This window comes from Shewanella sp. NKUCC01_JLK, assembly GCF_019345615.1.
GTDB classification, from domain to species: Bacteria; Pseudomonadota; Gammaproteobacteria; order Enterobacterales; family Shewanellaceae; genus Shewanella; species Shewanella oncorhynchi.
Genome location: NZ_JAHKRD010000017.1, coordinates 36284 through 59453 on the forward strand (window position 1 = coordinate 36284; position 23170 = coordinate 59453).

At 45.9% G+C, this 23170-nt stretch carries 22 protein-coding genes; 10 read left to right on the forward strand and 12 right to left on the reverse strand.

From position 1 onward, the window contains the following. Positions 1-5: 5 nt before the first annotated feature. Positions 6-1472, forward strand: a complete 1467-nt coding sequence (locus KO537_RS17490) for a DUF3142 domain-containing protein (protein WP_219235163.1) — start codon at positions 6-8, stop codon at positions 1470-1472. Continuing rightward, a complete protein-coding gene (locus KO537_RS17495) occupies positions 1462-3744 on the forward strand; it encodes a hypothetical protein (RefSeq protein WP_219235165.1) in 2283 nt (760 codons plus the stop codon). Before KO537_RS17490 ends, KO537_RS17495 begins: the two co-directional genes overlap by 11 nt. A gap of 68 nt (positions 3745-3812) precedes the next feature. Here the strand turns inward: KO537_RS17495 and KO537_RS17500 are convergent, their stop codons facing one another. The 5 genes from KO537_RS17500 to KO537_RS17520 form a co-directional block, all read right to left on the reverse strand. Beyond that, entirely contained in the window at positions 3813-4766 is a 954-nt protein-coding gene (locus KO537_RS17500) for a D-2-hydroxyacid dehydrogenase (RefSeq protein WP_219235167.1), read from the reverse strand. Positions 4767-4801: 35 nt separating this feature from the next. Beyond that, positions 4802-5434 (reverse strand): outer membrane beta-barrel protein, encoded by a 633-nt coding sequence (locus tag KO537_RS17505; RefSeq protein WP_028761520.1) that lies wholly within the window; start codon positions 5432-5434, stop codon positions 4802-4804. A gap of 41 nt (positions 5435-5475) precedes the next feature. Continuing rightward, a complete protein-coding gene (gene djlA, locus KO537_RS17510; RefSeq protein WP_028761521.1) occupies positions 5476-6264 on the reverse strand; it encodes a co-chaperone DjlA in 789 nt (262 codons plus the stop codon). A 69-nt stretch (positions 6265-6333) separates the two neighbouring features. Continuing rightward, on the reverse strand, positions 6334-7011 hold the full coding sequence (gene murU, locus KO537_RS17515) for an N-acetylmuramate alpha-1-phosphate uridylyltransferase MurU (RefSeq protein WP_028761522.1): 678 nt from the start codon (positions 7009-7011) through the stop codon (positions 6334-6336). Further along, positions 7011-8093 carry a phosphotransferase gene (locus KO537_RS17520; protein ID WP_173246375.1) on the reverse strand — a complete coding sequence of 361 codons (1083 nt, stop codon included), beginning with the start codon at positions 8091-8093 and terminating at the stop codon, positions 7011-7013. Before KO537_RS17520 ends, murU begins: the two co-directional genes overlap by 1 nt. 117 nt (positions 8094-8210) lie before the next feature. Here KO537_RS17520 and lptD point away from each other — a divergent pair, with 117 nt between their 5' ends. The 7 genes from lptD to KO537_RS17555 all read left to right on the forward strand — a co-directional run bounded on the left by lptD (position 8211) and on the right by KO537_RS17555 (position 17264). After that, on the forward strand, positions 8211-10508 hold the full coding sequence (gene lptD, locus KO537_RS17525) for an LPS assembly protein LptD (RefSeq protein ID WP_173246378.1): 2298 nt from the start codon (positions 8211-8213) through the stop codon (positions 10506-10508). Positions 10509-10750: 242 nt separating this feature from the next. Further along, positions 10751-12055: a peptidylprolyl isomerase SurA gene (gene surA, locus KO537_RS17530; protein WP_105249993.1), complete on the forward strand. Its 1305-nt coding sequence runs from the start codon at positions 10751-10753 to the stop codon at positions 12053-12055. A gap of 6 nt (positions 12056-12061) precedes the next feature. After that, on the forward strand, positions 12062-13048 hold the full coding sequence (gene pdxA / locus KO537_RS17535) for a 4-hydroxythreonine-4-phosphate dehydrogenase PdxA (RefSeq protein WP_105249994.1): 987 nt from the start codon (positions 12062-12064) through the stop codon (positions 13046-13048). Positions 13049-13063: 15 nt separating this feature from the next. Further along, the gene (gene rsmA / locus KO537_RS17540; RefSeq protein ID WP_028761527.1) at positions 13064-13870 is read left to right on the forward strand and encodes a 16S rRNA (adenine(1518)-N(6)/adenine(1519)-N(6))-dimethyltransferase RsmA; all 807 of its coding nucleotides are present in this window, start codon (positions 13064-13066) and stop codon (positions 13868-13870) included. Positions 13871-13918: 48 nt separating this feature from the next. Then, entirely contained in the window at positions 13919-14299 is a 381-nt protein-coding gene (gene apaG, locus KO537_RS17545; RefSeq protein ID WP_028761528.1) for a Co2+/Mg2+ efflux protein ApaG, read from the forward strand. Positions 14300-14320: 21 nt separating this feature from the next. After that, complete coding sequence (locus tag KO537_RS17550) at positions 14321-15145, forward strand: symmetrical bis(5'-nucleosyl)-tetraphosphatase (protein WP_113939897.1); 825 nt, start codon at positions 14321-14323, stop codon at positions 15143-15145. A 97-nt stretch (positions 15146-15242) separates the two neighbouring features. Further along, positions 15243-17264, forward strand: a complete 2022-nt coding sequence (locus tag KO537_RS17555) for a methyl-accepting chemotaxis protein (protein ID WP_131523852.1) — start codon at positions 15243-15245, stop codon at positions 17262-17264. Positions 17265-17499: 235 nt separating this feature from the next. On the opposite strand, the gene KO537_RS17560 is transcribed toward KO537_RS17555, so the two are convergent. From KO537_RS17560 to rplU, 7 genes are all read right to left on the reverse strand, one after another. Continuing rightward, entirely contained in the window at positions 17500-17913 is a 414-nt protein-coding gene (locus KO537_RS17560; RefSeq protein ID WP_105249997.1) for a DUF3718 domain-containing protein, read from the reverse strand. Between the two features lie 219 nt (positions 17914-18132). Then, positions 18133-18615, reverse strand: a complete 483-nt coding sequence (folA, locus tag KO537_RS17565) for a type 3 dihydrofolate reductase (protein WP_028761532.1) — start codon at positions 18613-18615, stop codon at positions 18133-18135. 27 nt (positions 18616-18642) lie between these two features. Next, positions 18643-19116 (reverse strand): threonine/serine exporter family protein, encoded by a 474-nt coding sequence (locus tag KO537_RS17570; RefSeq protein WP_028761533.1) that lies wholly within the window; start codon positions 19114-19116, stop codon positions 18643-18645. Then, positions 19113-19874, reverse strand: coding sequence for a threonine/serine exporter family protein (locus KO537_RS17575; RefSeq protein ID WP_219235169.1), 762 nt, complete (start codon positions 19872-19874; stop codon positions 19113-19115). The genes KO537_RS17570 and KO537_RS17575 overlap by 4 nt, the downstream gene beginning before the upstream one ends. A gap of 27 nt (positions 19875-19901) precedes the next feature. Next, positions 19902-21071, reverse strand: a complete 1170-nt coding sequence (gene cgtA / locus KO537_RS17580; protein WP_105250000.1) for an Obg family GTPase CgtA — start codon at positions 21069-21071, stop codon at positions 19902-19904. A gap of 214 nt (positions 21072-21285) precedes the next feature. Next, positions 21286-21540: a 50S ribosomal protein L27 gene (rpmA, locus tag KO537_RS17585; RefSeq protein WP_006080527.1), complete on the reverse strand. Its 255-nt coding sequence runs from the start codon at positions 21538-21540 to the stop codon at positions 21286-21288. Positions 21541-21554: 14 nt separating this feature from the next. Further along, positions 21555-21866, reverse strand: coding sequence for a 50S ribosomal protein L21 (gene rplU, locus KO537_RS17590; RefSeq protein WP_006080526.1), 312 nt, complete (start codon positions 21864-21866; stop codon positions 21555-21557). A gap of 272 nt (positions 21867-22138) precedes the next feature. On the opposite strand from rplU, the gene ispB reads away from it, so the two are divergent. Next, complete coding sequence (ispB, locus tag KO537_RS17595) at positions 22139-23110, forward strand: octaprenyl diphosphate synthase (protein ID WP_049821790.1); 972 nt, start codon at positions 22139-22141, stop codon at positions 23108-23110. The last annotated feature ends 60 nt before the right edge of the window (positions 23111-23170 follow it).

A 23170-nucleotide genomic window follows, 5' to 3' on the forward strand; every position in this document is an offset into this window, starting at 1 on the left:
GTAGTATGGGCATAGGCAATCTGGTTAAAAACATAAGCCAAAATCAATGGTTCTTATTTGCTTTGTTGAGCGCCGCCGTATTTATGAGCGCCTGTCAGCCAGCATCGAACGCTAATGAAACCACGGCTAGCCCAAATACCAGTGTCGCAGTAAAAGCCGCTACAGAAGCAACAACGCTTCGAGCGCCACTCGCGCAGGAAGTCTATATCTGGCAGCGCCAATGGCGCCCCGCCAATCAAACGGCATTAGTGCAAAGCCAAAGTGCATTCCAAGGATTACGTATTTTAGCGCTGCAAGCACATCCCAAAACCAATGGCGCAGACATTTGGTTTGAAGTTGCGGTCAATCATGCTTGGTTGCAGGCAGATCCTAGGCCAAAAATTGCCGTGATTCGCTTAGATGGTCAGTTCGCGCATTTAAATGATGAACAAGTGATCAATAAAATCAGCCAAGTACTAGCAAATTGGCAGGCAAAAGGCACGCACATCGCGGGGGTTGAAATCGACCACGACAGTGCCAACAGTAAACTGCCAGCCTATCGGGATTTTCTTAAAAAGCTTAAAGCGCAGTTACCCACAGAACTCAAACTCAGCATTACTGCACTGCCCGCTTGGCTCAGTAGCGCCGATTTTCCCGTGTTACTCACCAGTATTGATGAACTGGTGCTACAAATTCACAGCGTAAGCGATCCACGCCTCGGACTATTCGATGCGACTCAAGGTTGGCAGTGGGTGCAGCAACTCTCAAATATCAGCACTGTTCCTTACCTTATTGCGCTCCCCGCCTATGGTTCGGCGGTCATCAGTACAGCTTCAGGTTATAAAGTTGAAAGTGAAACACCGCTGCGCGATCAACTCAAATCAGCCAATGTAGTACAGGAACTGATGGCCGATCCTCTAGTATTACAAGCCTTTGTGCAAAAACTACACACTCAAAAAGATGCCAAACTCAGAGGCATTATCTGGTTTAGGCTGCCGCTGGAAGGGGATAAAAGGGTTTGGCCACTCAACACCTTAATCGCCGTTGCACAGCAAGGTGAACTTGCCGCCAAGATTGAATTAGTGATCTCAAGCGATAACGAGGCCACAACCCAAACGACATTAGCCGCTGAAAATAAGCCAAAAAATCTGGAAATCCACAGGCCACAGCTATTTCAACTGAGCTTAATGAATCACGGTAATATTGCAGGTGAAATTCCTCCTCTTTTGTCGCTAGCGGGACAAGCTTGCAGCGGGTATGATGCGCAAAATGGCTATAGCGTAATACAAAAAGATGGGCTGTTAACGTGGCAATGGCGAGCTGAGAATACAGCAGCGTTGACACCAACCAAAACAGTTTCACGCACTGCAATCATGCCTATGCCGCAATCAAACAGAGACATTCAAACACACATGCTCAACCCTGGCGGCCAAAAAGTGATAGGCTGGGCACGTTGTGAGTCATTATATTTACAGGGAATTTATGCGCCATAAGCCAAAACTATCATTTACCATGGCAATACCCAATCGGGCTTTTATGCTTAAAAAGACCACGCTCATTTGTTTAAGCTTATTTTCCCCTATGCTATTGGCCTGCGGCCCCGATTTTCCTTTGCAACTCACTCAGGATAGGCAGAGCAATCTCAGTTATTTACCGCAAACCTCTTTCAGCCAGCAGCTCACCGCCCTCGCAAAACCTTTGCCTTGGCAGTATCAAGATGCACCCGCTGCACAGGAATATCTCTGGGATGAAGTGCATAGCCGTTATCTTTCACAAACTCGCGCCTTTGAAAACAGCGAGTTAAGTGACGCCCATTTAGCCTTAGTGAACACTTTGCGGGATGCAACGGGCCCCATTGAAGCCGAGCAAATGGCCGCTAAGTTAGACAAAGATCTACCACAAGCACTAACTTGGTACACCTTAGGTGCCGTAGCGTTTGAAGCAAAAGATTATGAGAGGGCGAGTAACTATTTCAGCAAAATCATTAAATTACCACAAAGTGAACGCGCATCTCGTAGCCTGTGGGCACTCTATTCACTGTCGCGTATCGAGCTTATCTTAAGCAAGACTTCGGCTGATCCTGAACATTTTAATCGTGCCAATGCTTACCTAACACAATTACAAACCGAAGTCGCACAAGGCGCCGCCGATCCCCTGCGTTTGAGTTTAGCGAGCTTAGGTGAACAAGCCTATATCCTGCTACACCAAGGTCAGCCGCTCCCGCAATTGACCAATCAAGCTACAGGTGAAACTGAGTCAGAGCTGCAAATGACTCTTACCCCTGATGCACTGAATAAAGCTATTGAGCTCTACGCCACACAATCGGTACAGGGCGATAGCGGCGGTTATGATTCCTTATTGATGTTAAGCCGCACTTTGATGGGTAAAGAGATTGCTGAACTTAAGCCGCTACTGCAACAGGCGAGCGTGCAGCAGTTATTGATTGCCTATTGGCAAAGCAGCACTAATGAATTTGCCTATAATGGCCAGCTTTCAGAAATGGGATTAAAGGTTGCTGAGCTCCTTAAAGAATTTCCAACCGATGACTTACAGCTCAACCATGGCGATAGATTAGCGGCGATTTATTACCAGTTAGGGGATTATGCCAGTGCTGAGCGCCTATTAACGCTAGCGAAACCGAGCGGCCTCACTTGGTGGCTCAACGCAAAATTAATGCTACAAAAGGGCGATCAAGCAGAAGCGGCCAAGGCCTATGCTCAGGCTGCGCGTCACTTCCCTGAGCAGCTCAATAAGATCTCGGCCACTGTTGACGCTAAAGAAACTCAGCAACAAGCCATTAATGCCGATGAAGATACAGCCACTTACTGCCGTATTCGTGCCGAGCAAGGGGTGTTGTCACTAGAGCGTGGCGAATATGTCGATGCGCTCAATCACTTACTCGCCAGCGGTGATGAGTACTGGCAAGACATCGCCTATGTGGCGGAGCGCGTGCTCACCACGGCTGAACTTAAGTTATTTGTCGACGAACATGTGCCATTTATCGCCTTTGAAGACCCTAAAGACAGCGACTGGTACGATAATATTGAGCCAATTAACAACCGCTTGCGCTACTTGCTAGGTCGCAGGCTATTACGCGAAGGCGCGATAGCTGAAGCGCCAGTTTACTTCCCTAATCCTAAACTGAATGCCAGCGCCCTTGCCTACGGCACAGAGTTGAATGCAGCGAAAAAAACAAAAGGCATTGATAGCGCGAAAGCCTATTGGGCTGTTGCCGAACTTGCCCGCCACCAAGGCATGGAACTCTTAGGGTTTGAATTAGCCCCGGATTACACTATCTACCAAGGTGTCTTCGATCTAAGTGATTGGAATGAACCGAGCAAACTGGCTGAGAAAGAACAGCTGCGGATCAGTGCCAGCCAAGCAATCCCCGATAAACGCTTCCATTATCGCTACACGGCGGCAGAACTAGCCAACAAGGCATCGGATCATGTGCCCCACAACAGCCAAGCCTATGCAGCGCTACTCTGCCAAGCCACAGGTTGGGTATTGTATCGAGATCAAGAACTTGCCCTGCGTTACTACAAAAAATACGTCGCCAACGGCCCCTTTGTGCCTTGGGCCGAGAACTTTGGTTTGCAGTGTGAAGCGCCCGATTTTGACGGTGCAGTAAAACGAGCACAGGCGAATGAAATGGCAGAATGGAACGCCCTGTACCACAAGCTGAAAAAGCCTGTCGTATTTGGCGTATTAGCCCTCACAGGCTTATTGGGTGTGTGGTGGATGCGTAGAAGAAAGACTCAATAATAAATAACCATTTACGTCTTTCTCTCTCAACGTCGATATGATGAAAAGAGAGAAAGACGCATACCGCTTTACTTGTTCACGCAGTTAATCACTTCCCCCTTCAAATAACCGTTCAAATTCGCCACTGCGATATTGAGTAGACTTTGCCTTGCTTCCTTCGTCGCCCACGCATTATGCGGGCTGATGCTGATATTAGGCGCATGCAGTAAGGGATTATCTGCAGTGGGCGGCTCGGTCGATAACACATCCACGCCGGCAAATAACTTGCCTTGAGCCAGCGCAGCAGCAAGCGCGACTTCATCAATTAATCCACCGCGCGCTGTATTAATCAGCAACGCATTAGGCTTCATCAAGGCAAGGGTTTGTTGATTGATAAATTGCTCAGTTTCTGGAGTAAGCGGACAATGGAGCGAAATAATATCTGATTCGCTAAGCACAGTATCACGTTGCGCCCACGTCACGCCTTGGGGTAAATCCTTGATGATTGAACGAGTATTGACAAGAACTTTCATCCCGAATGCGAGGGCGAGTGTTCCCACCTGCTGACCGATATCGCCATAACCTATTAAGCCTAAAGTCTTGCCTTTTAAAGATTGCAACGGCATTAAAGTAAAACAAAAATCTTGGCAGTTCACCCACTGGCCATCGACCACAGCTTGATGATGGGCGGCCACGGCTTGGGTGTGATGCAGAATATGGGCAAACACCATTTGCGCAACGGCATCAGGCGCATAAGCGGGCACATTAGTGACCACTATACCTTGCGCTTTAGCTGCCGCGATATCGACAACGTTCGTGCCCGTGGCCAATACGCCTATGTATTTGAGACTAGGAAGCTGTGCTAGCGTCTTTGCATTCAAGGGCGTTTTATTGGTGAGAATGACTTCAGCACCTTGGGCTCGCGCGACAATATCAGCGCCACTCGTGCGGGAAAAACACGCAAACTCGCCTAATTCATTTAAGGATTGCCAGCTGAGATCGCCAGGATTTAAGGTTTCACCATCAAGTACGACTATTTTCATGCCACTAAATCTCCTTTTAAGACGATGCGTTAAATCTAAAAACTGACTTTGAGTCCAAGGTTAGCCTGAGCCTGCCACATCACATCCGACGTAATGTGCCATAGGCATTCATCTTCATTGCAAAACAGCGAAGTGTCACTGTTGATAAAAGTCGCATAACCCCGAATATCCGCAAACAGGCCAAAGTGTGGCGTCACTTGATACTCTACCCCGCCACCAATCCCCATGGAGAAACGCGTTTCGCTCGACCAACCGCTAGGCAGCATGCGGGTGATCCCCGCGCTGGCGGTGACATAGGGCTGGATATCGCCACGGGGGAAATATAAAGTGCCACCCAAGTGGATGTAATCTAAATCTAACGAGGTAAGAAAGTCTGGCGTAAACAAGCCGCCACTTTTCAGTTCAGAGGCTTGATGACTATATAAAAGATAAATATTACCGGGATCATTGGTGCCAATACCCACCATCAAACCGTAATGGCTCGACTCCTCGACCTTCACATCGGCCTTATCACCAGTTTGATCTGTGTTGACCTCATATTGATTCACATCAAATTGACCGCCCCCCAGACTATAACCACCAAAAGGAGCGATAAACACCTCGGCCTGTGTAGACATAGCCACAGGTAACAAACTCGCCAACAGCAACAAACGGTAAGTGTTTTTCATAATGAATTCCTTATCTTTTACAAAAACCAATTTTATCAAGGCTAACGCATACCGCGCTCAGACTTGACTCTGTCATAGGCTGCTTGAATATCCTGAGCCTTACGATTAGCGAGCTCCATCATTTCCGGTGGCAACCCTTTCGCCACTAACTTATCGGGATGATGTTCATTCATCAATTTACGGTAAGCCCGTTTAACTTCTTGGTCGCTAGCTTCGTTCGTAATGCCAAGTAAACTGTAGGCATCAGTAATCGATGTTTTATTGCCACTCGATGTTTGATGGAAACGAAACTCCGCCTGCCAGCGTTTAAGTAATTCATCTAACTGCGCTCGACCATAACCTAACTCTTGAGCAATCGTCATCAAGATAGCGTGCTCAGCGGGATCCAATTCACCATCAGACAGTGCCGTTTGGATCTGGATTTCGATGAACATCTGCACTAACTCTTTGCGTCCCATCGTAATAATACGGAAAGCTTGTAAGCTGCTGCGCAGATCAAAATCCGCCGATTTACCCTCACGAAATGCCTGTTGCGCCTCTTTACGGGCTTCCCCCGTTAAACGCATTTGATCCATTAATAAGGTCGCAATGCGAATATCGGTTTCGGTAACATGTCCTGATGCTTTCGCCACATGCCCCATTACTGCAAATGTGGTATTAAAGAAAATGGCTTGGCGATTCTTAGCCTGCCCTAGAATCTGTCGAAAACCCACGCCCGATGCTGCACGCTTATCGTAAAGATGACCGAGCCACAAACCTAGCAGCGCACCAAAAATACGGCCGAACATAAAGCCAATGACAAATCCAAAAAACTTACCCCAAAGCCGCATCTTATTTCCTGATTTCTATTATGTATTTGATGCACTAGCTTAATCCTATGGATATGCCAGCACCGAAATTTACTTGTTACTTTGTAACCTTAGTTCAAGCGCTTGCAATCGTGCAATGGTACCGACATCACACCAAAATCCATTAAACAAGGCACCACTAACTCTGTCTTGAGCCATTTGCGATCTCAACAACGGACCCAGTGCAAAGGCGCCCTGCGGCGTGTCATGAAATAGCGCAGGGTGATAAATGCCCATGCCCGAAAACGTGTACTTAACATCGCCACGCTCCTGCACTTGATGACCATTCAAAGCAAAATCGCCATTTGGATGCTGCTCAGGATTAGGCACTAACCATAAGTGAGCGAGCCTATCCGCTGCCAGTTGCGTGATTGGCGGTAAAGCATCAATAAACACATCACCATTAATCACTAAAAAAGGTTCGTCGCTTCCGTCCTCACACAATAAAGACAAAGCGCGTTTAATACCGCCGCCGGTTTCTAACGCACTCTCTTCAGCGCTATACCGAATGCGCACCCCAAAAGTGCTGCCATCGCCCAGAGCTTCGACTAACTTATGCCCTAGCCAAGCATGGTTGATGACGATATCGACTATGCCTATCGCGGCAAGTTTTTCAATATGATAAACAATCAGTGGCTTACCTAACACTGGCACCATAGGTTTAGGCAAACTGTCCGTTAACGGCCGTAACCTTTCCCCTCGTCCAGCGGCCAAGATCATGGCTTTCATTACTTAACCTCAGATGAAGACTGACTCACACTAAACGCAGGTAACACACGACGAGTTAACCAGTGTGCAAATGGCACGAGTTCGGGATACTGCAGCGAGATGTCGACAATATACGTTAATGTCAGTGGAATATCCGCCATATACGCAGGTTTACTATCGCGATAGTTTAACCGTGCAAAAATCCCTACCGCCTTAATGTGACGCTGTAAGCCCATGAGATCAAACCAAGTTTGATATTGCTCAAAATGAGTCTGTGCGGGAATAAAACCAAGCGCTAATGCTTGCTGATAATGATACCGCATCAAGTCTGCGACTAACGGCTGTGGCCAACGAATATAACAATCGCGTAGTAGTGATACCGCATCGTAAGTCACAGGACCAACGACAGCATCCTGAAAATCAATCACGCACAGCTTGTCCGCTTGCAGCATAAGATTACGGCTATGGAAATCCCTATGCATTCCCACACTAGGTTGAGATAGCGCATTGCCGACGAGGCGATCAAAAGTATCATTCAGCAATTGCAACTCAGCAGCGTCCAAAGACAAATTAAGATGTGTTCCTAACAGCCACTCAGTAAAGATGTGTAATTCACGGCGCACAAAGGCTTCATCGTAGTTAGGTAATGCCTGAACTAAACCGCTATCAAGATTCTTGCACTCAATTACCGCGGCCACTTGCGGTAATAAATCGAGCGCCTGACGGTAAAACCGTTCCACATTTTGTACCGTCAATACAGATAAGAGTTGGGTATCGCCCAAATCACTCATCAACATAAAACCCAAATCGGCATCGGCGTGGATTACTTTTGGAACTGTCAGTCCCACGGCTGAATAAGCATTCGACAGTGCAATAAAGGGGGCGATAGGCACTAACTGAGGCGGAGAATCGGCGGCGATAAAGGTAGCATCAGGCATCGAAATCCGAAAGTAACGCCTAAAACTTGCGTCTCCGGAAATCAACACAGGCATCACCTCACAGGAAAAATAAGCATTCAGCCACTGATTAAGGGAAAGAAATCTCGGATCGGATAAAGTCATTTCATGGCTCTTAAAGAAAAATTGCTTTATTATAGCTGGCATAGAATTTGGAAACAGCTAAGAAATTGAGAGATTTATTAAGCGATGTTGCGTTTGTCAATTGCAACTTTCCCCATCCATACTTGTCCAGAATAAGAAATCATAATTACTGACCTAAAGATGCAGATCCGATACCTTCTGGCCCTGAGCCTGTTACCGCAATTAGTCCTGGCAGACGACTCTCTAACCGCTTCGGCATCCCAATGCTTAATCGAACCGCCAGTACCCCGTATCGTATCTCAAACCCAAGGGATGAGTGCGGCTGAACTCAACAAAATTCGTATTGCGTCTGATAACACCAATGCCGAAATGGGGAAGCAGGCGATTTTCCGTGGCGATGTGGTTTTTAGCCAAGGCGATAGGCACATAGCAGCCGATGAGGCGATTTTAGATCAAGCTACTGAACAGTTTGATGCCAATGGTAATTTAGTCTTTCAAGACAGTAACTTCACCGTTACAGCCGAATCCTTACAAGCTCAAATGCGGACAAACCGTGCCACCCTTAAAGGCGCACAATATTGGATCCATGGCCAACAAGTTCACGGTGATGCCGAAAAACTGCAAATTACTATCAATAACAATTTAATTTTAACGAATACCAACTTCACTACTTGCCCTCCTGACAATGTGTCTTGGCTACTCGAGGCCGAAAAGATCAAGATCAACAGTGAAGAAGAATGGGGCGAAATTTGGAATGCCAAACTAAGAATTGGCGGTGTACCTGTATTCTATATTCCCTACATGACAGTCCCCGTTTCAGACAAACGTAAATCTGGCTTTCTCTACCCTAGTTTTAGCACTAGCACTACTGATGGTGTCGAAATTTCCGCACCCTATTATTGGAATATTGCCCCAGAGTACGATTTAACATTTACACCTAGCTATATGTCAAACCGTGGTTTATTCACTAAAACAGAGTTTGGTTATCTGGCGGGTGAGGCCCAAAATGGCCGAGTCAATTTAGAATATCTAGGCAATGACAAATTGATCGATGGTAGCCCGAATCGCTACTTATATAACTGGCAGCATCAAGGGGCGATCGACAAAAATTGGCGCGTATTAGCGAATTTTACCGATGTATCAGATAACAATTATTTCAATGACTTAAAGTCAGATGTTAACCGTGCAACCGATAACCAGTTATCACGCATAGGTGAAATCAGCTACTTCGAAAGTAACTGGGATCTAAGCACCCGAGTACAAGATATTAAAGTACTGGGTGAGGATGAAAAACCATATCAAGTCATGCCTCAGGTTAACTTTAACTATCGCGCTGCTGATTTTTGGAACAATTTAGATTTTGGTTTCAATTCGGAGCTAACGAATTTTGCCCATCAGGACAACAATGTTAATACGGCAACTCGTTTGTACATGTCACCAAGCGTAACTCTGCCAATACATGGGCCTTCAGGCTCGCTCACCAGTCAAGTTAAGTTGATGCAGACCAATTATTGGCAGCATAACGAAGATCCAGACATAGTTGTTGACGACACAGTGAATCGCACCATCCCGCAGGTACGGATTAATGGTCAAATCAACTTCGAACGTTTTACTGAGCTTTTCGATCAAAACTACCGCCAAACGCTCGAGCCACAATTTCAATATCTTTATGTCGGCTACGAAGACCAACGCAACATAGGCATTTATGATACGGCTCAATTACAGGACGACTACTTTGGTCTATTCCGTGATCGTCGCTTCTCGGGTCTGGATCGGATTTCCGATGCAAATCAAGTCACTCTAGGAGTTACCACACGCCTGTTTGATAGTCACAACCAAGAAGCCACTAAATTCAGCCTAGGACAAATTTTTTACCTGCAAGACAGTAAAGTCGGTTACGAAGACAGTATTTTTGAGTCTAATCAATCAACTTCAGTACTTGCTGCAGAGTTAGATACCCGCTTGTCCCATGATTGGTATATGGGGGCTGCGATTCAGTACGATACCAACACCAGTGACAATAAAAAATCCGAAGTCACCTTAGATTTCAGACCTGAAGCGAATAAATTGCTGCAATTTAGCTATCGCTATGTCCCAGATTTATTGAACTCAAATACCAATGATACAGTGAACATCTCCCAAGCGGGCGTTCGTGGCGCTTGGCCAATCAGTGATGACCTCTACTTTGTTGGTAATTGGTATTATGACCTTAACGAAAGTCGCAGTATTGAAACTTACACAGGTATCCAGTACGAATCATGCTGTTACGCAGTAAGACTTAGTTATCATTACCGCATTAAAACCAACTATGACGACAATATAGGTTCTGCCACAATTGATCCTCGTGAGCAGTTTGATAGTGGTGTCTACCTGAACTTAATCATTAAGGGACTCGGTGGTTCTGGCCCATTAGGCGTATCCGATATGCTCAATGACGGCCTGTTTAACTACAGAAAACCGCTTTATCTGAGGAATTAGCAAAGAATTGTGATAGATTGCTGAACCTCAACAAGGACTCAGAGTCCAAACAGATTAATGAGTGCTTTACCGTTCACCTTTTGCTAAAGCGAATAAAAGCGGATCTTAAGGTCTAACCTTGCACTCAAATGCGTCGCCAAAAAATTACATTAGGGCAACTCACTGTAATTTCGATATAAATGGTAAAGTTATTTCAATTAAGCCGTCGAACCTGACCTTAGAACGTGCCAAGGATTTTGTGGATGAAACCCAGTAAACATCTGATTTTTGCTTTATTTGCACTCGCGATCAGCCAACCTACATTGGCCGCACCCCAGCCGCTCGACCGCGTTGCAGTCCAAATTAACGACGGCATAGTGCTCGAAAGTGAAATCACTAACATGATTGACACTGTTAAAGCGAATGCCAAAGCAGCAAACCAATCGTTACCTTCTGACAGTGCCCTGCGCACTCAGGTGATTGAGCGTTTAATCTTAACTCGCCTACAATTGCAAATGGCCAGTCGTATAGGGCTGAATATTGGTGACTTACAACTAGACCAAGCGATTGAAAACATCGCGCGTGAACAAAAAATGTCTGTCGCGCAGATGCAACAAAAAATTGAAAGCGAAGGTTTAAGTTTCAGCCAATACCGCGAACAATTGCGCGAAGAAATCACTCTAGGTGAAATTCAACGTATTCAAGTACAACGCCGTATTCAAGTATCACCACAGGAAATTACTAGCCTAGTCAAACTCATCCAAGAACAAGGGATGAAAGATGTGGAATACCAAATTGGCCATATCCTGATTGACGTGCCTAATAACCCCACCAGTGAACAACTCGAAGCATCAAGCAAACGCGCCAATATCGTATTAGAACGTTTGAAGAGTGGTGAGGATTTCCGTCGTACCGCTATCGCTTCTTCTTCAGGTCCTAAGGCACTCGAAGGCGGTATTTGGGATTATATGAACATCAACGAAATGCCAACTCTGTTCGCCGAAGTGATTAACGGTGCGAAAATGGGTGACATTATCGGCCCGATTAAGAGTGGTGCAGGTTTCCATATTATTAAGATCATGGATGCTCGCGGCCTACAAACCAAAGAAATCGAAGAAGTTAGAGCGCGCCACATTTTGCTCAAGCCATCGCCGATCCTGTCAGAAGACCGCGCTAAAGCCATGCTTGAGCAATTCCTGAAGCAAATCCGCTCAGGTGAAGCTAAGTTTGAAGACCTAGCGCGTCAGTACTCAGAAGATCCTGGTTCGGCCACAAAAGGTGGTGAATTAGGTTGGGCAGAACCAAGCATTTACGTACCTGAGTTTGCTCAAACGCTCAATAGTTTGAAAAACGACCAAATTAGTGAGCCATTCCGTACGACTCACGGTTGGCATATCACTCAATTAGAAGAACGCAGAAAAACCGACGCCACGGATCAGTTCAATAGCAACCGTGCGCACCAGTTGATCTTCCGTCGCAAATTTAACGAAGAACTGCAAAACTGGCTAGACGAAATGCGTTCAGACGCATACATTGAAATCTTCCAGCCAGAGACCAATCGAGGTTAATTCTAATTGAGCACTAAACGTATTGCCGTTACCCCTGGCGAACCCGCAGGTATTGGCCCCGATTTAGTCGTACAACTCGCTCAGCAGGCTTGGCCTGCTGAGTTAGTCGTTTGTGCGGATCCAGAATTACTTGCGAGCCGTGCGAAACGACTCGGTTTGCAAGTGACTTTCCGCCCTTACCAGCCAAATCAAGCTCCTAAGCCACAAGAAGCGGGCACATTAACCATAGCGCCCTTTAAATTAGTGAGCGAATCGATTTGCGGTCAGCTCGATGAGCAAAACAGCACTTATGTAGTTGAAACCTTGCGTTATGCGGGCGAAAAAAACATGAGCGGCGAGTTTGATGCTGTCGTGACAGGCCCAGTGCATAAAGGCATTATCAATCAAGCAGGTATTTCCTTTAGTGGCCATACTGAGTTTTTTGCCCATCAAGCAAATTGCCCCGATGTAGTGATGATGCTGGCAACGCCGGGTTTGCAAGTGGCACTCGTGACCACCCATATTCCTCTGGCCTATGTTGCAAAAGCCATAACACGCCAACGCTTACAGCATATTATCAAGATTCTACATGCCGATCTCATCAGCAAATTTGGCATAGTTTCACCGAAAATTTATGTCTGTGGTCTCAATCCACACGCTGGTGAAGACGGCCATTTAGGGCGTGAAGAAATCGACGTGATTATTCCTGCACTCAACGAGTTGCGTGAAGAGTTCCAAATGAATATTGTCGGCCCATTACCGGCCGATACTCTGTTCCAACCTAAATATTTACAGGACGCCGATGTCGTCTTGGCCATGTACCATGACCAAGGACTTCCCGTTCTCAAGTCACAAGGATTTGGCAAATCGGTAAACATCACCTTAGGTTTACCTTATATTCGTACCTCGGTTGACCATGGTACGGCGCTCGATCTCGCGGGTACAGGCAAGGCCGATATTGGCAGTTTTGTCTGTGCTCTGAATAAAGCCATTGAGTTATCCTCAAAGAACTAAACGATTACATTATTAATGAGCAACAAAGTACATTTAGGCCACACGGCCAGAAAGCGTTTCGGACAAAACTTCCTTACCGACGGCAATGTGATTGACCGCATTGTGGGTGCAATTGCACCCGATAATCACCATGTGATGGTCGAAATCGGCCCTGGCCTTGGTGCCTTAACAGAACCTGTAGCCGATGCTGTGGATAATCTGACTGTCGTCGAACTCGACCGCGATCTGGTTGAACGCTTACATCAACACCCAGTCCTTAAAAATAAACTGACTATTCACCAAGGTGATGCACTGCAGTTTGATTTTGGCCAACTGAGTGTGCCTGGCAAAAAGATGAAAGTATTTGGTAACTTACCTTACAACATTTCAACGCCGCTGATGTTCCACCTGTTCGAATTTGCCGAACAGATTGAAACCATGCACTTTATGCTACAAAAAGAAGTGGTACTGCGCTTATCGGCAAGCCCAGGCTGTAAAGCCTATGGCCGTTTAACGGTCATGGCACAATACTTCTGCCAAGTAGTTCCGGTTCTCGAAGTGCCGCCCCACAGCTTTACCCCTGCGCCTAAAGTGGACTCAGCAGTCGTACGCTTATTGCCATACGCCGTAAAGCCGTTCCCTTGTAAAGATGTGACCGTACTACGCCACCTTTGTACTACCGCATTCAACATGCGTCGTAAGACTCTGCGTAATAACTTAAAGCACATGTTATCTGACGATGAGTTCGAGCAGTTAGGGATTGACTCAAGTCAACGCCCAGAACAGATTAGCGTGCAGCAGTATGTTGCTATGGCTAACATGGTTTGCGATAAGAAAGCATAAATATGTCAGGGCACTTAGGTGCCCTTAGACCAGAGCCTAGGAACAAGAATGAGCGCATTGGACACCTCCATTCGGGTCGAAGTCAAAACTGAGTATATAGAGCAGCAGTCCTCGCCCGAGGATGAAAAGTACCTCTTCAGTTACACCATCACTATCATCAATTTAGGTGAGCAAGCGGCTAAACTTGAAACTCGTCACTGGATAATCACTGATGCCAATGGCAACACCAGTGAAGTCCAAGGTGCCGGTGTTGTCGGTGAAACGCCAACCATAGCGCCGAATACTGCCTATCAATACACCAGTGGTACTGTGCTCGATACGCCACTTGGCATAATGCACGGCACTTATGGTATGGTCAGCGAATCGGGTGAGCGTTTCCAGGCGACAATCCGTCCCTTCCGTTTAGCGACCCCAGGCTTACTACATTAATATCGTTAGGAAAGGGGTACTGTGGCGCATTATTTTGTTGGTGATATTCAAGGCTGTTTCGCTGAGTTACAAAAATTACTAGCTAAGGTCGATTTTAATCCTTCCCGCGATGAACTCTGGGCTGTAGGTGATCTTGTTGCACGTGGACCTGACTCCTTAGCTACGCTAAGGTTTTTTCGCTCCTTAGGTGATTCCGCTAAAACGGTTTTAGGTAACCACGATCTCCATCTAATGGCATTACACGGTAAGCTCAAGCGCGCTAAGCCCAGCGATAATCTCACTGAAATTCTAGAATCCCCCGATATCTCAGCCTCAATTGACTGGCTGAGACAACAACCTCTTATGCGTGAATTACCTGAACACCAACTCATTATGAGTCATGCGGGTGTACCACCCCAGTGGTCGCTGGAGGTATTAAGAGAAGAATCCGCACTCGTCAGTCGCGCCCTCAAGCACGATGATTATCTTGAGACATTAATAAGCCAAATGTATTCAGATACCGCCGAGCAATGGGATCCAAGTGCAATTGGCATAGAGCGCTTACGTTATTGCATCAATGCATTAACACGCATGCGCTATCTTTATGTCGATGGCCGACTTGATTTTGATTGCAAACAACCTCCTGAAAACTGTACTAATCCACAACTCAAACCTTGGTTTGAGTTTGCTTCGCCGCTGCGCCAGAGTCATACCTTAGTATTTGGCCATTGGGCTGCGCTGATGGGCAAAGTCGACGATACTAAATTAAAGGCTTTAGATACAGGCTGTTGTTGGGGTGAGCACTTAACCTTATGGCATCTTGAAAAAGACCAAAAAATTACGCAAAAAAAGTTAAAAAAGAGTTAAACTAAAACAGCTTAAAGTCGATAACAGACTGAGCCGCCTAACCCTGAATATCACCCTGTTTTCATTTGGAAAAATATAATAAAAATCGGAGTATCCTATGAAATTTAATGTAGCCACCAGAGTGATTGGCGGATTTGGTATTGTCACACTTTTACTCGTGTTACTAGGATTTACATCTTATTTAACCAACAATAGCCTAAAAGCCAGCTCTGCTATGATGCAAGAGTTAAGCTTGCCCGCGCTGAAATCGACAAACCACCTTAGTGAAGCATTGAGTGAGCAACAAAGACAAATCCTCATTGCCTATAACACCCCTAGATCGGCAAATATCCCGAATATTCGTAAAGTGTTCGAAGACCACGGGACTCAGTTCAAAAACGAAATTGCCACCCTCACTCAGTTAGTCAAGAGCCAGCAGAATCTATCTTCTTTAATTGCCCAATTAAGCGGCAGCTTTGCCACCTTTGAGCGAGATAGTATTGCCATGATCGCCGAACGTGAGGCCTCATTGAGCAAGCAAGAACAGCTCGTTGAACTAAAGAAAAAGCTCGAAAATGCCGCCGATGATGCCTCATCAGAACTGCTCGATATTGTTGATTTAGAAAGCAGTCAGAATCCCGATGAGCAGAGTCTTGCTGCATCAGCCAGCGCTATTGATACTAGTCTCGGAAATATCATCACTACTATTGCAGATTTAGTAACGAATGACGAAGACAGTAAGCACGAACTGATCTCAAAGGAACTTGACTACATTATCAGCGAAACCAAGAACAAACTTGAATATGTGAATCGTCACGGTCAAGGTATTGTCGAAGCGGATACCTTAAGCTCGGTCACTAAAGATATCGAAAAAGTATTAGCGCTCGTCACAGGTCCGCAATCTATGTTGCAGCTAAAATCGAGTCAGCTCTCCCACTCCAAAGAAGCTGTGATAAAACTAGGCATTATCGAAAAAGATGTGAAAGTCATCAATTCCAACATGAATGATGTCAGCGATAACATCGAACTTGTTGCCGCGAACATGAGCAATGACACCATAGCCAAGATTGACTCTGCCAGCATACAAACCATGATTGTCGTGTTAATAGCAATCGTTGTCGCAGTGATTGTGAGTTTTGCTGTGGTGAATCCGTTAAAACGCTCACTCAGCCAAGTGAACAATGCCCTTAACGTCTTAGCCTCAGGCAACCTTACCCATAAACTAGATGATTCTGGACACGATGAATTTGCCGAACTAGCAAAAAACTGTAATCGTCTCGTCGATAGCTTACGCAGTTTAATCATAGGTATTCTAGATAGGTCAAATCAACTTGCCGCGGCAGCCGAACAAACATCAGCAATCACAGCGCAAACCACCTCAGGCATACAAGAACAAAAAAGCCAAGTTGACCAAGTGGCTACTGCGACAACTGAACTTAGCTCTAGTGCTCAGCAGGTGTCTTTAAGTGCCAATCAAGCCCTTGAGCAAATCAAACAGGCTGATCAAGAAACTCAGCACATGCGTGCCATTGCACAAGAGAACAAACTGACTATTTTGGCTTTAGCCGATGAAGTGGCCAAAGCGGGTGTTGTGATTAATAAAGTGCAGTCGGACAGCGCCTCTATTGGCTCAATTTTGGATGTGATCCGTGGTATTGCAGAACAGACTAACCTACTCGCCCTTAACGCCGCTATTGAAGCCGCCCGTGCGGGTGAACAAGGTCGTGGTTTTGCGGTAGTTGCCGATGAAGTGCGTAGTTTAGCCTCACGCACTCAAGTGTCGACCCGAGAGATCCAACAGATGATCGAAGTGTTGCAGCAAGGTGCAGAGCAAGCCGTTGCCGCCATGGATATGGGGCGTGCTCAAGCCAACGCCTGTGTTGAAAAAACGGAGCAAGCCAACATTGCCCTCGAGACCATTAGCCAATCTGTGCATAAGGCCTATGATTCTGGCACCCATATCGCCCATGCTGCGCAGGAACAGAATTTAGTAAGCCAGCAAGTTTCTGAAAAACTAGAGCATATTGCAGCAATTTCAGAAGAAACCGCTATCGGTGCAGATCAAACGGCTCAGTCTAGCCATCAAGTCGCCAAATTAGCCGAAGAACTCCAAGCTTCGGTCGGTGAATTTAGAGTCTAATGTTTATCACCACTAAAACCTAGGGTCGCTTAGCGGCCCTTTCTTTTGAGACGAATTCACTTGCCTATCTTACTGACGACTCGAACTGTCCGGCCTTTGCACAAATTAAGACCATAAAAAATGCCAAACTTAAGTTTGGCATTTTTATCTAGCTTAATGCTAGATACTTGATATTAGACGTTTAATATAACGTAGCAGCAAATAGGGCTAAAGTGCCGCTAAGTTCAAATCCGCATTACTCTTCTTCACCGCCAGCAGCAGCGCCAAGACGCTCTTTCACTGCAGCGGTAATTGGGCTAGCACCATGACCGTTTGCTTCAGCCCAAGCTTGGATAGTCATCCCATCAGCTTCAGCAACACTCAATTCAGTCGCCGACAAACGCTTAGCCACAAACTCACCGGTATCGTTCGCACTCGCACCGTAAGCGGTGCGCAATAGACTTGCACCATCGCAACTGATACCACTGTAAATCTGACGTAACTTAACGCGGCTTTCTTTTAACTTTTTACGTAAGCGGTTTTTGTCATTAGCTTTTACATAATCACAAAGACTCGCTACGAGTGGATCTTCCCCCGCAACGGCAGAGGTTGGTACAGCAATAGAACTAAATCCAATCAACGCAGCCAAGGCCACAGGCATAAGACGCATCCGATACTCCTTAATACTTTCTTATAGTTTTATTATCAATTCTGTATGGGCTGCATCTATTGTCTAAATGATATTGACCTCTTGGCTTTAGCTCTCGTTCGAAATCTAGGATAACGAAATAGGCTATCTCTTTCCGTGAAAACTAAATGTCCGATATGATGCAATACGTTAGATAAACTGACGCCCCATACACACAGGGTACACAACAGAAGCTGCAATTTAACATTTTTTTACCAAATTGATAAAGCGATATTCCAAACCAGCCGCATTTATACTCGCCAAAGATTCAGTTTCCTTCCAAGTCCCATCGTCCCAGTGGGGGAAAAATGTATCGCCTTCCACCTCAAGATTGATTTGCGTCAAATATAAGATATCGGCGCAGGGCAATAACTCGGCATAAAGCTGGCCACCACCTATCACCACTAACTCTTCACACTCACCAGCAGCTTGTTTGGCTGCATCAAACGAGGTCACACAGGTCACCCCCTCAATCACAAGATCCGTTTGGCGTGAAATCACTATGTTATGTCGACCAGGAAGGGGCCTACCGATTGACTCAAAGGTCTTACGTCCCATCACAACAGGCTTGCCTAGGGTCATCGCTTTAAAGTGACGTAGATCTTCTGGAAGATGCCATGGCATTTTATTATCTTTTCCGATGACTCGATTGTTTGCCATCGCGGCTATCATAGCAATGCGCATGCTCACTCCTGTTTTATAGAAATAGAATTATTGAATGACGGGACGGGTCCTGAAATACAGCAAACTCGGCATGGCCAAACCCACAGCTAACGCCCCTAGAATAAAGACAGTTTTGAGGCCATTACTAATCACTTGCCCCGTCAGTTCAGGACTGACTTGAGATTGAGCGGTCAATTGCACTAAGGCAATCACAGTATTAAATGCATAAGTGCCAGGGATCATAGGAATAATCGCGGCGACAGCATACATTAAAGGTGGCGCTAAGTGGCGCTTACCAAACCCTATGGTAATAATCCCTACTAATGCCGCTGCGGCGAAGGTTGCCCACTCGATTGGCAGACCAAACTGTAACATTAAAGTACGGGAACTATGGCCAATGGCTCCCGCTAAAGCGCAGTAAGGAAGAAATCGTTTAGGAACATTAAATACCATAGCAAATCCTACGGCGGGGATGGCAGAGAAAAAAGCATCGTGCAAAAGAGCTATCAATAATTCCATCATAGGAAAATTCCGCCGATCTGCATCGCAATCGTAATGCCAATCACAGAAGAAACGGTCAGCAAAGTAGCATGACCCCAGCGGGATATACCGACATTCATGTGCCCTTTTACCATGTCGGAAATCGCATTAATCATCGGAAAACCCGGCACTAACATCAGCACACTCGCTGCCATAGCAGCCTTAGGAGTTTCGCTTAACTCAAACAAATAACCCGTTTGAGCCAGCATACTGGTGACGAAAGCAGTGATGGCAAAATTGACTAATAAATTAAAATGCCGCTTAGCAATTGCTAAACGTACCGACATACCCACTGCCGCGGCAAAAAAAGTAATCACGCATGCAGTGAGATCACCATTAAATAAATGACAGAAGCTAGCGCACGACAGGCCAATCATTAATACCACTAAGCTAGAAGGATAGGTTTTAGGTTCAATCCGCGCCAAACGTTTACGCACTTCATTTGGGCCATACAGCCCCTTTTCCGCGAGTAAACAGATACGTTGCAATTCACAGACGACTGTCATGTTAATGCCATGCTCACGAATACGACGAGTAGTTGTGATACAGCGACCATGAACCAAACTGGTTAACACGAGGGAATTAGAGGAAATAGAGAGTTCTACGCTGGCAAGACCTAAAGCCTGACCTAGACGCTGGCTGATTTCTTCAACTAAATCAGATTCCGCGCCGTAGGCCAGTAGCAATTGTGCAGCACGCACAACTTGCCGAGTAATATCATTTTGAGTATCAGCGTACACAGAACTCTCAAAACTCAAAGATTACTATTATCTTTGGTAAATAACTTCTACGTCGTAGTCGTCATCATCAAAGTCGTCGTCATCATCTTCATCAACATAATCTTCATTCAATGAATCAAGGTTTGCTTGATGATAATTATCCCACTTGAACTCAACTTCACTATCTGGGTCGACTTCATTGTCTTCAGGTGGAAGACTCGCAATATAATCGAGGAGTTTTAATGCCAACTCACTGGTACCGTCGCGGTTATAGGCGGAGATAGTATAAACATCGCCTTCCCAACCCATTTCTTTAACGATACGATCAACCTTCTCTTGCAGCTCTTCTTCAAGCAGCAGATCGGTTTTGTTAAAGACTAACCAACGCGGCTTACTCGCCAACTTTGGAGAATATTTCTCAAGCTCACCTACGATAGCGCGCGCAGACTCAACCGGATCGGTTCCGTCAATCGGCTCAATATCTATGATGTGCAGCAGAATACGACAACGCTCAAGATGCTTTAAGAAGCGAATACCTAAACCCGCACCATCGGCAGCGCCTTCGATGAGACCAGGAATATCCGCAATCACAAAGCTTTGTCCAGGACGTGGATTAACCACACCTAAGTTAGGCACCAGTGTTGTAAACGGATAATCAGCCACTTTCGGCGTTGCACGGGAAACCGCACGAATGAATGTCGACTTACCCGCGTTAGGCATGCCAAGCAAACCAACGTCAGCCAGCAGTAACAACTCTAATTTAAGGCTACGAACTTCACCGGGTGTGCCTAACGTCTTTTGACGTGGGGCACGGTTAGTACTGCTCTTAAAACGAGTGTTACCTAAACCATGGAAACCACCTTTGGCAACCAATAGCTTTTGACCGTGGGTTGTTAAATCCCCAAGGACTTCTTCAGTATCATGATCGACCGCGCGAGTACCAACAGGAACTTTTAAGATCAGATCTTTACCGCTATGACCAGTACAATCACGGCCACGACCATTTTCGCCACGTTCAGCCATGTGAAAACGTTCAAAACGGAACTCGATCAAAGTGTTGAAGTTTTCGTCAGCCTGCAGAAAAACACTGCCACCGTCGCCACCATCACCACCATCAGGACCACCATCAGGTACATACTTTTCGCGCCTAAAGCTAACACAACCGCTACCGCCGTCGCCTGCTTCGACCCTAATTACTGCCTCATCGACAAACTTCATACTTACTCCTGGCACCACTGAATGAAGCAATTATACCGTCTAACTTCATTGGTCGCCAAAAAACTCGAGATACTTTGCTCCCAATCTTACCTGTCAATGCTCATTCTTGGTAATCATTTACCAACTCAAGCATCTACACGGCGTAAATAGAAGCACAAAAAACAGAAAGCCCCACCAATGGCGGGGCTTTAACAGTATAAGCTAGGTTCGAAAGTTAAGCTTCGATGCTAATAAACTTACGGTTATTAGCGCCTTTAACTTCGAATTTAACTTTACCGTCAGTCAGAGCAAACAGAGTATGGTCACGACCAATACCTACGTTTACACCAGCGTGGAATTTAGTACCACGTTGACGAACAATAATGTTACCAGCTAGAACTGATTCACCGCCAAAGCGCTTAACACCTAGACGTTTACTTTCTGAATCGCGGCCGTTACGAGTAGAACCGCCAGCTTTTTTATGTGCCATGAGTTAGACTCCTATTATGCGTTGATAGCAGTAATTTTAACTTCAGTGAACCACTGACGGTGGCCCATTTTCTTGTCGTGGTGCTTACGACGACGGAACTTAACGATAGTAACTTTATCGCCACGACCGTGACTTACAACTTCAGCAACGACTTTACCGCCAGCTACTAAAGGAGCACCAACATGCACTGTTTCGCCATCAGCGATCAAAAGAACTTGATCGAACTCGATAGTTTCGCCAGTTGCAACTTCTAACTTTTCTAAACGTACTGTGTGGCCTTCAGCTACACGGTGTTGTTTACCACCACTTTGAAAAACAGCGTACATAGCTATTTTACTCCAATTCCTAACACGCGGGCTCATTCTTGGATGAGGCAGGGTGCTACAAAAACTTTATTGACAATGGGCGCGGAGTTTACGCGAAGAATCTAACTCTGGCAAGCCCTAATTAGGAAAGAATAAAAAAAGACCGGATTAACTCTCACATTAGTTGAGCTAGTGCTGTCATATGTCAGAATTTTAGGTAAAATTCATTTCATTATAACACGTGAGCCTAAACAGGGGCCGGGTACGTAATGACCCCACAACCAGAGTCTATTATGGATTTAAACGCTATTCGTCAACTGGCTGACACTGATATGCAAGCAGTCAATCAGCTGATATATAAACAGCTTGAATCAGATGTCGCCCTAATTAATCAATTAGGTTTTTACATTATTAATGGTGGTGGTAAACGTCTTCGTCCTCTGCTGTCGGTTTTAGCCGCACGTGCGGTGAGCTACGAAGGCGAAGCACATCTTAAGCTAGCGGCGATTATTGAGTTTATCCATACAGCCTCATTGCTCCACGATGATGTCGTTGATGAATCGACGTTACGCCGCGGACGAGAAACCGCCAATGCACTGTTTGGCAATAGTGCCAGTGTGCTAGTCGGGGATTTCCTTTATACCCGCTCATTCCAGATGATGACTGAACTTGACAACATGAAAGTGCTCAGAGTGTTAGCTGATACGACTAACGTGTTGGCCGAGGGCGAAGTCTTACAGCTGATGAATTGCAATGACCCAGACACCACTGAAGAAAGCTATATGCGGGTCATTTATTGCAAAACAGCCAAGTTATTTGAAGCCGCGACGCTACTCGCGGGCGTGCTAGCAGGTGCAACGCCTGAGCAAGAAACCGCCTTAGGCAACTATGGTAAGTATCTCGGCACCGCCTTTCAGCTTACCGACGACTTACTCGACTATACCGCCGACAGTGACGAGCTAGGAAAGAATATTGGCGATGACCTTGCCGAAGGTAAACCGACTCTGCCACTCATCTATGCCATTGCCCATGGCACAGACGAAGAGAAACAGCTCATACGTCAAGCAATTGAGCAAGGTGATGGTACTCAGGCCATAGATAAAATCGTAGCAGCACTGCACCATTGCGGCGCGTTAAACTACACCCAACAAAAAGCAATTGAAGAATCAGAGAAAGCCATCGCGGCATTATCTGCTTTACCCGATAGCGACTATAAGCAAGCCTTAGTAACGCTAGCTAAGATTTCGGTCGACAGAAACCACTGATTGCTAACTAATGTAGTTTCGCCCCAAAAAATAAAGGTCTTACTCAGTAAGACCTTTTTT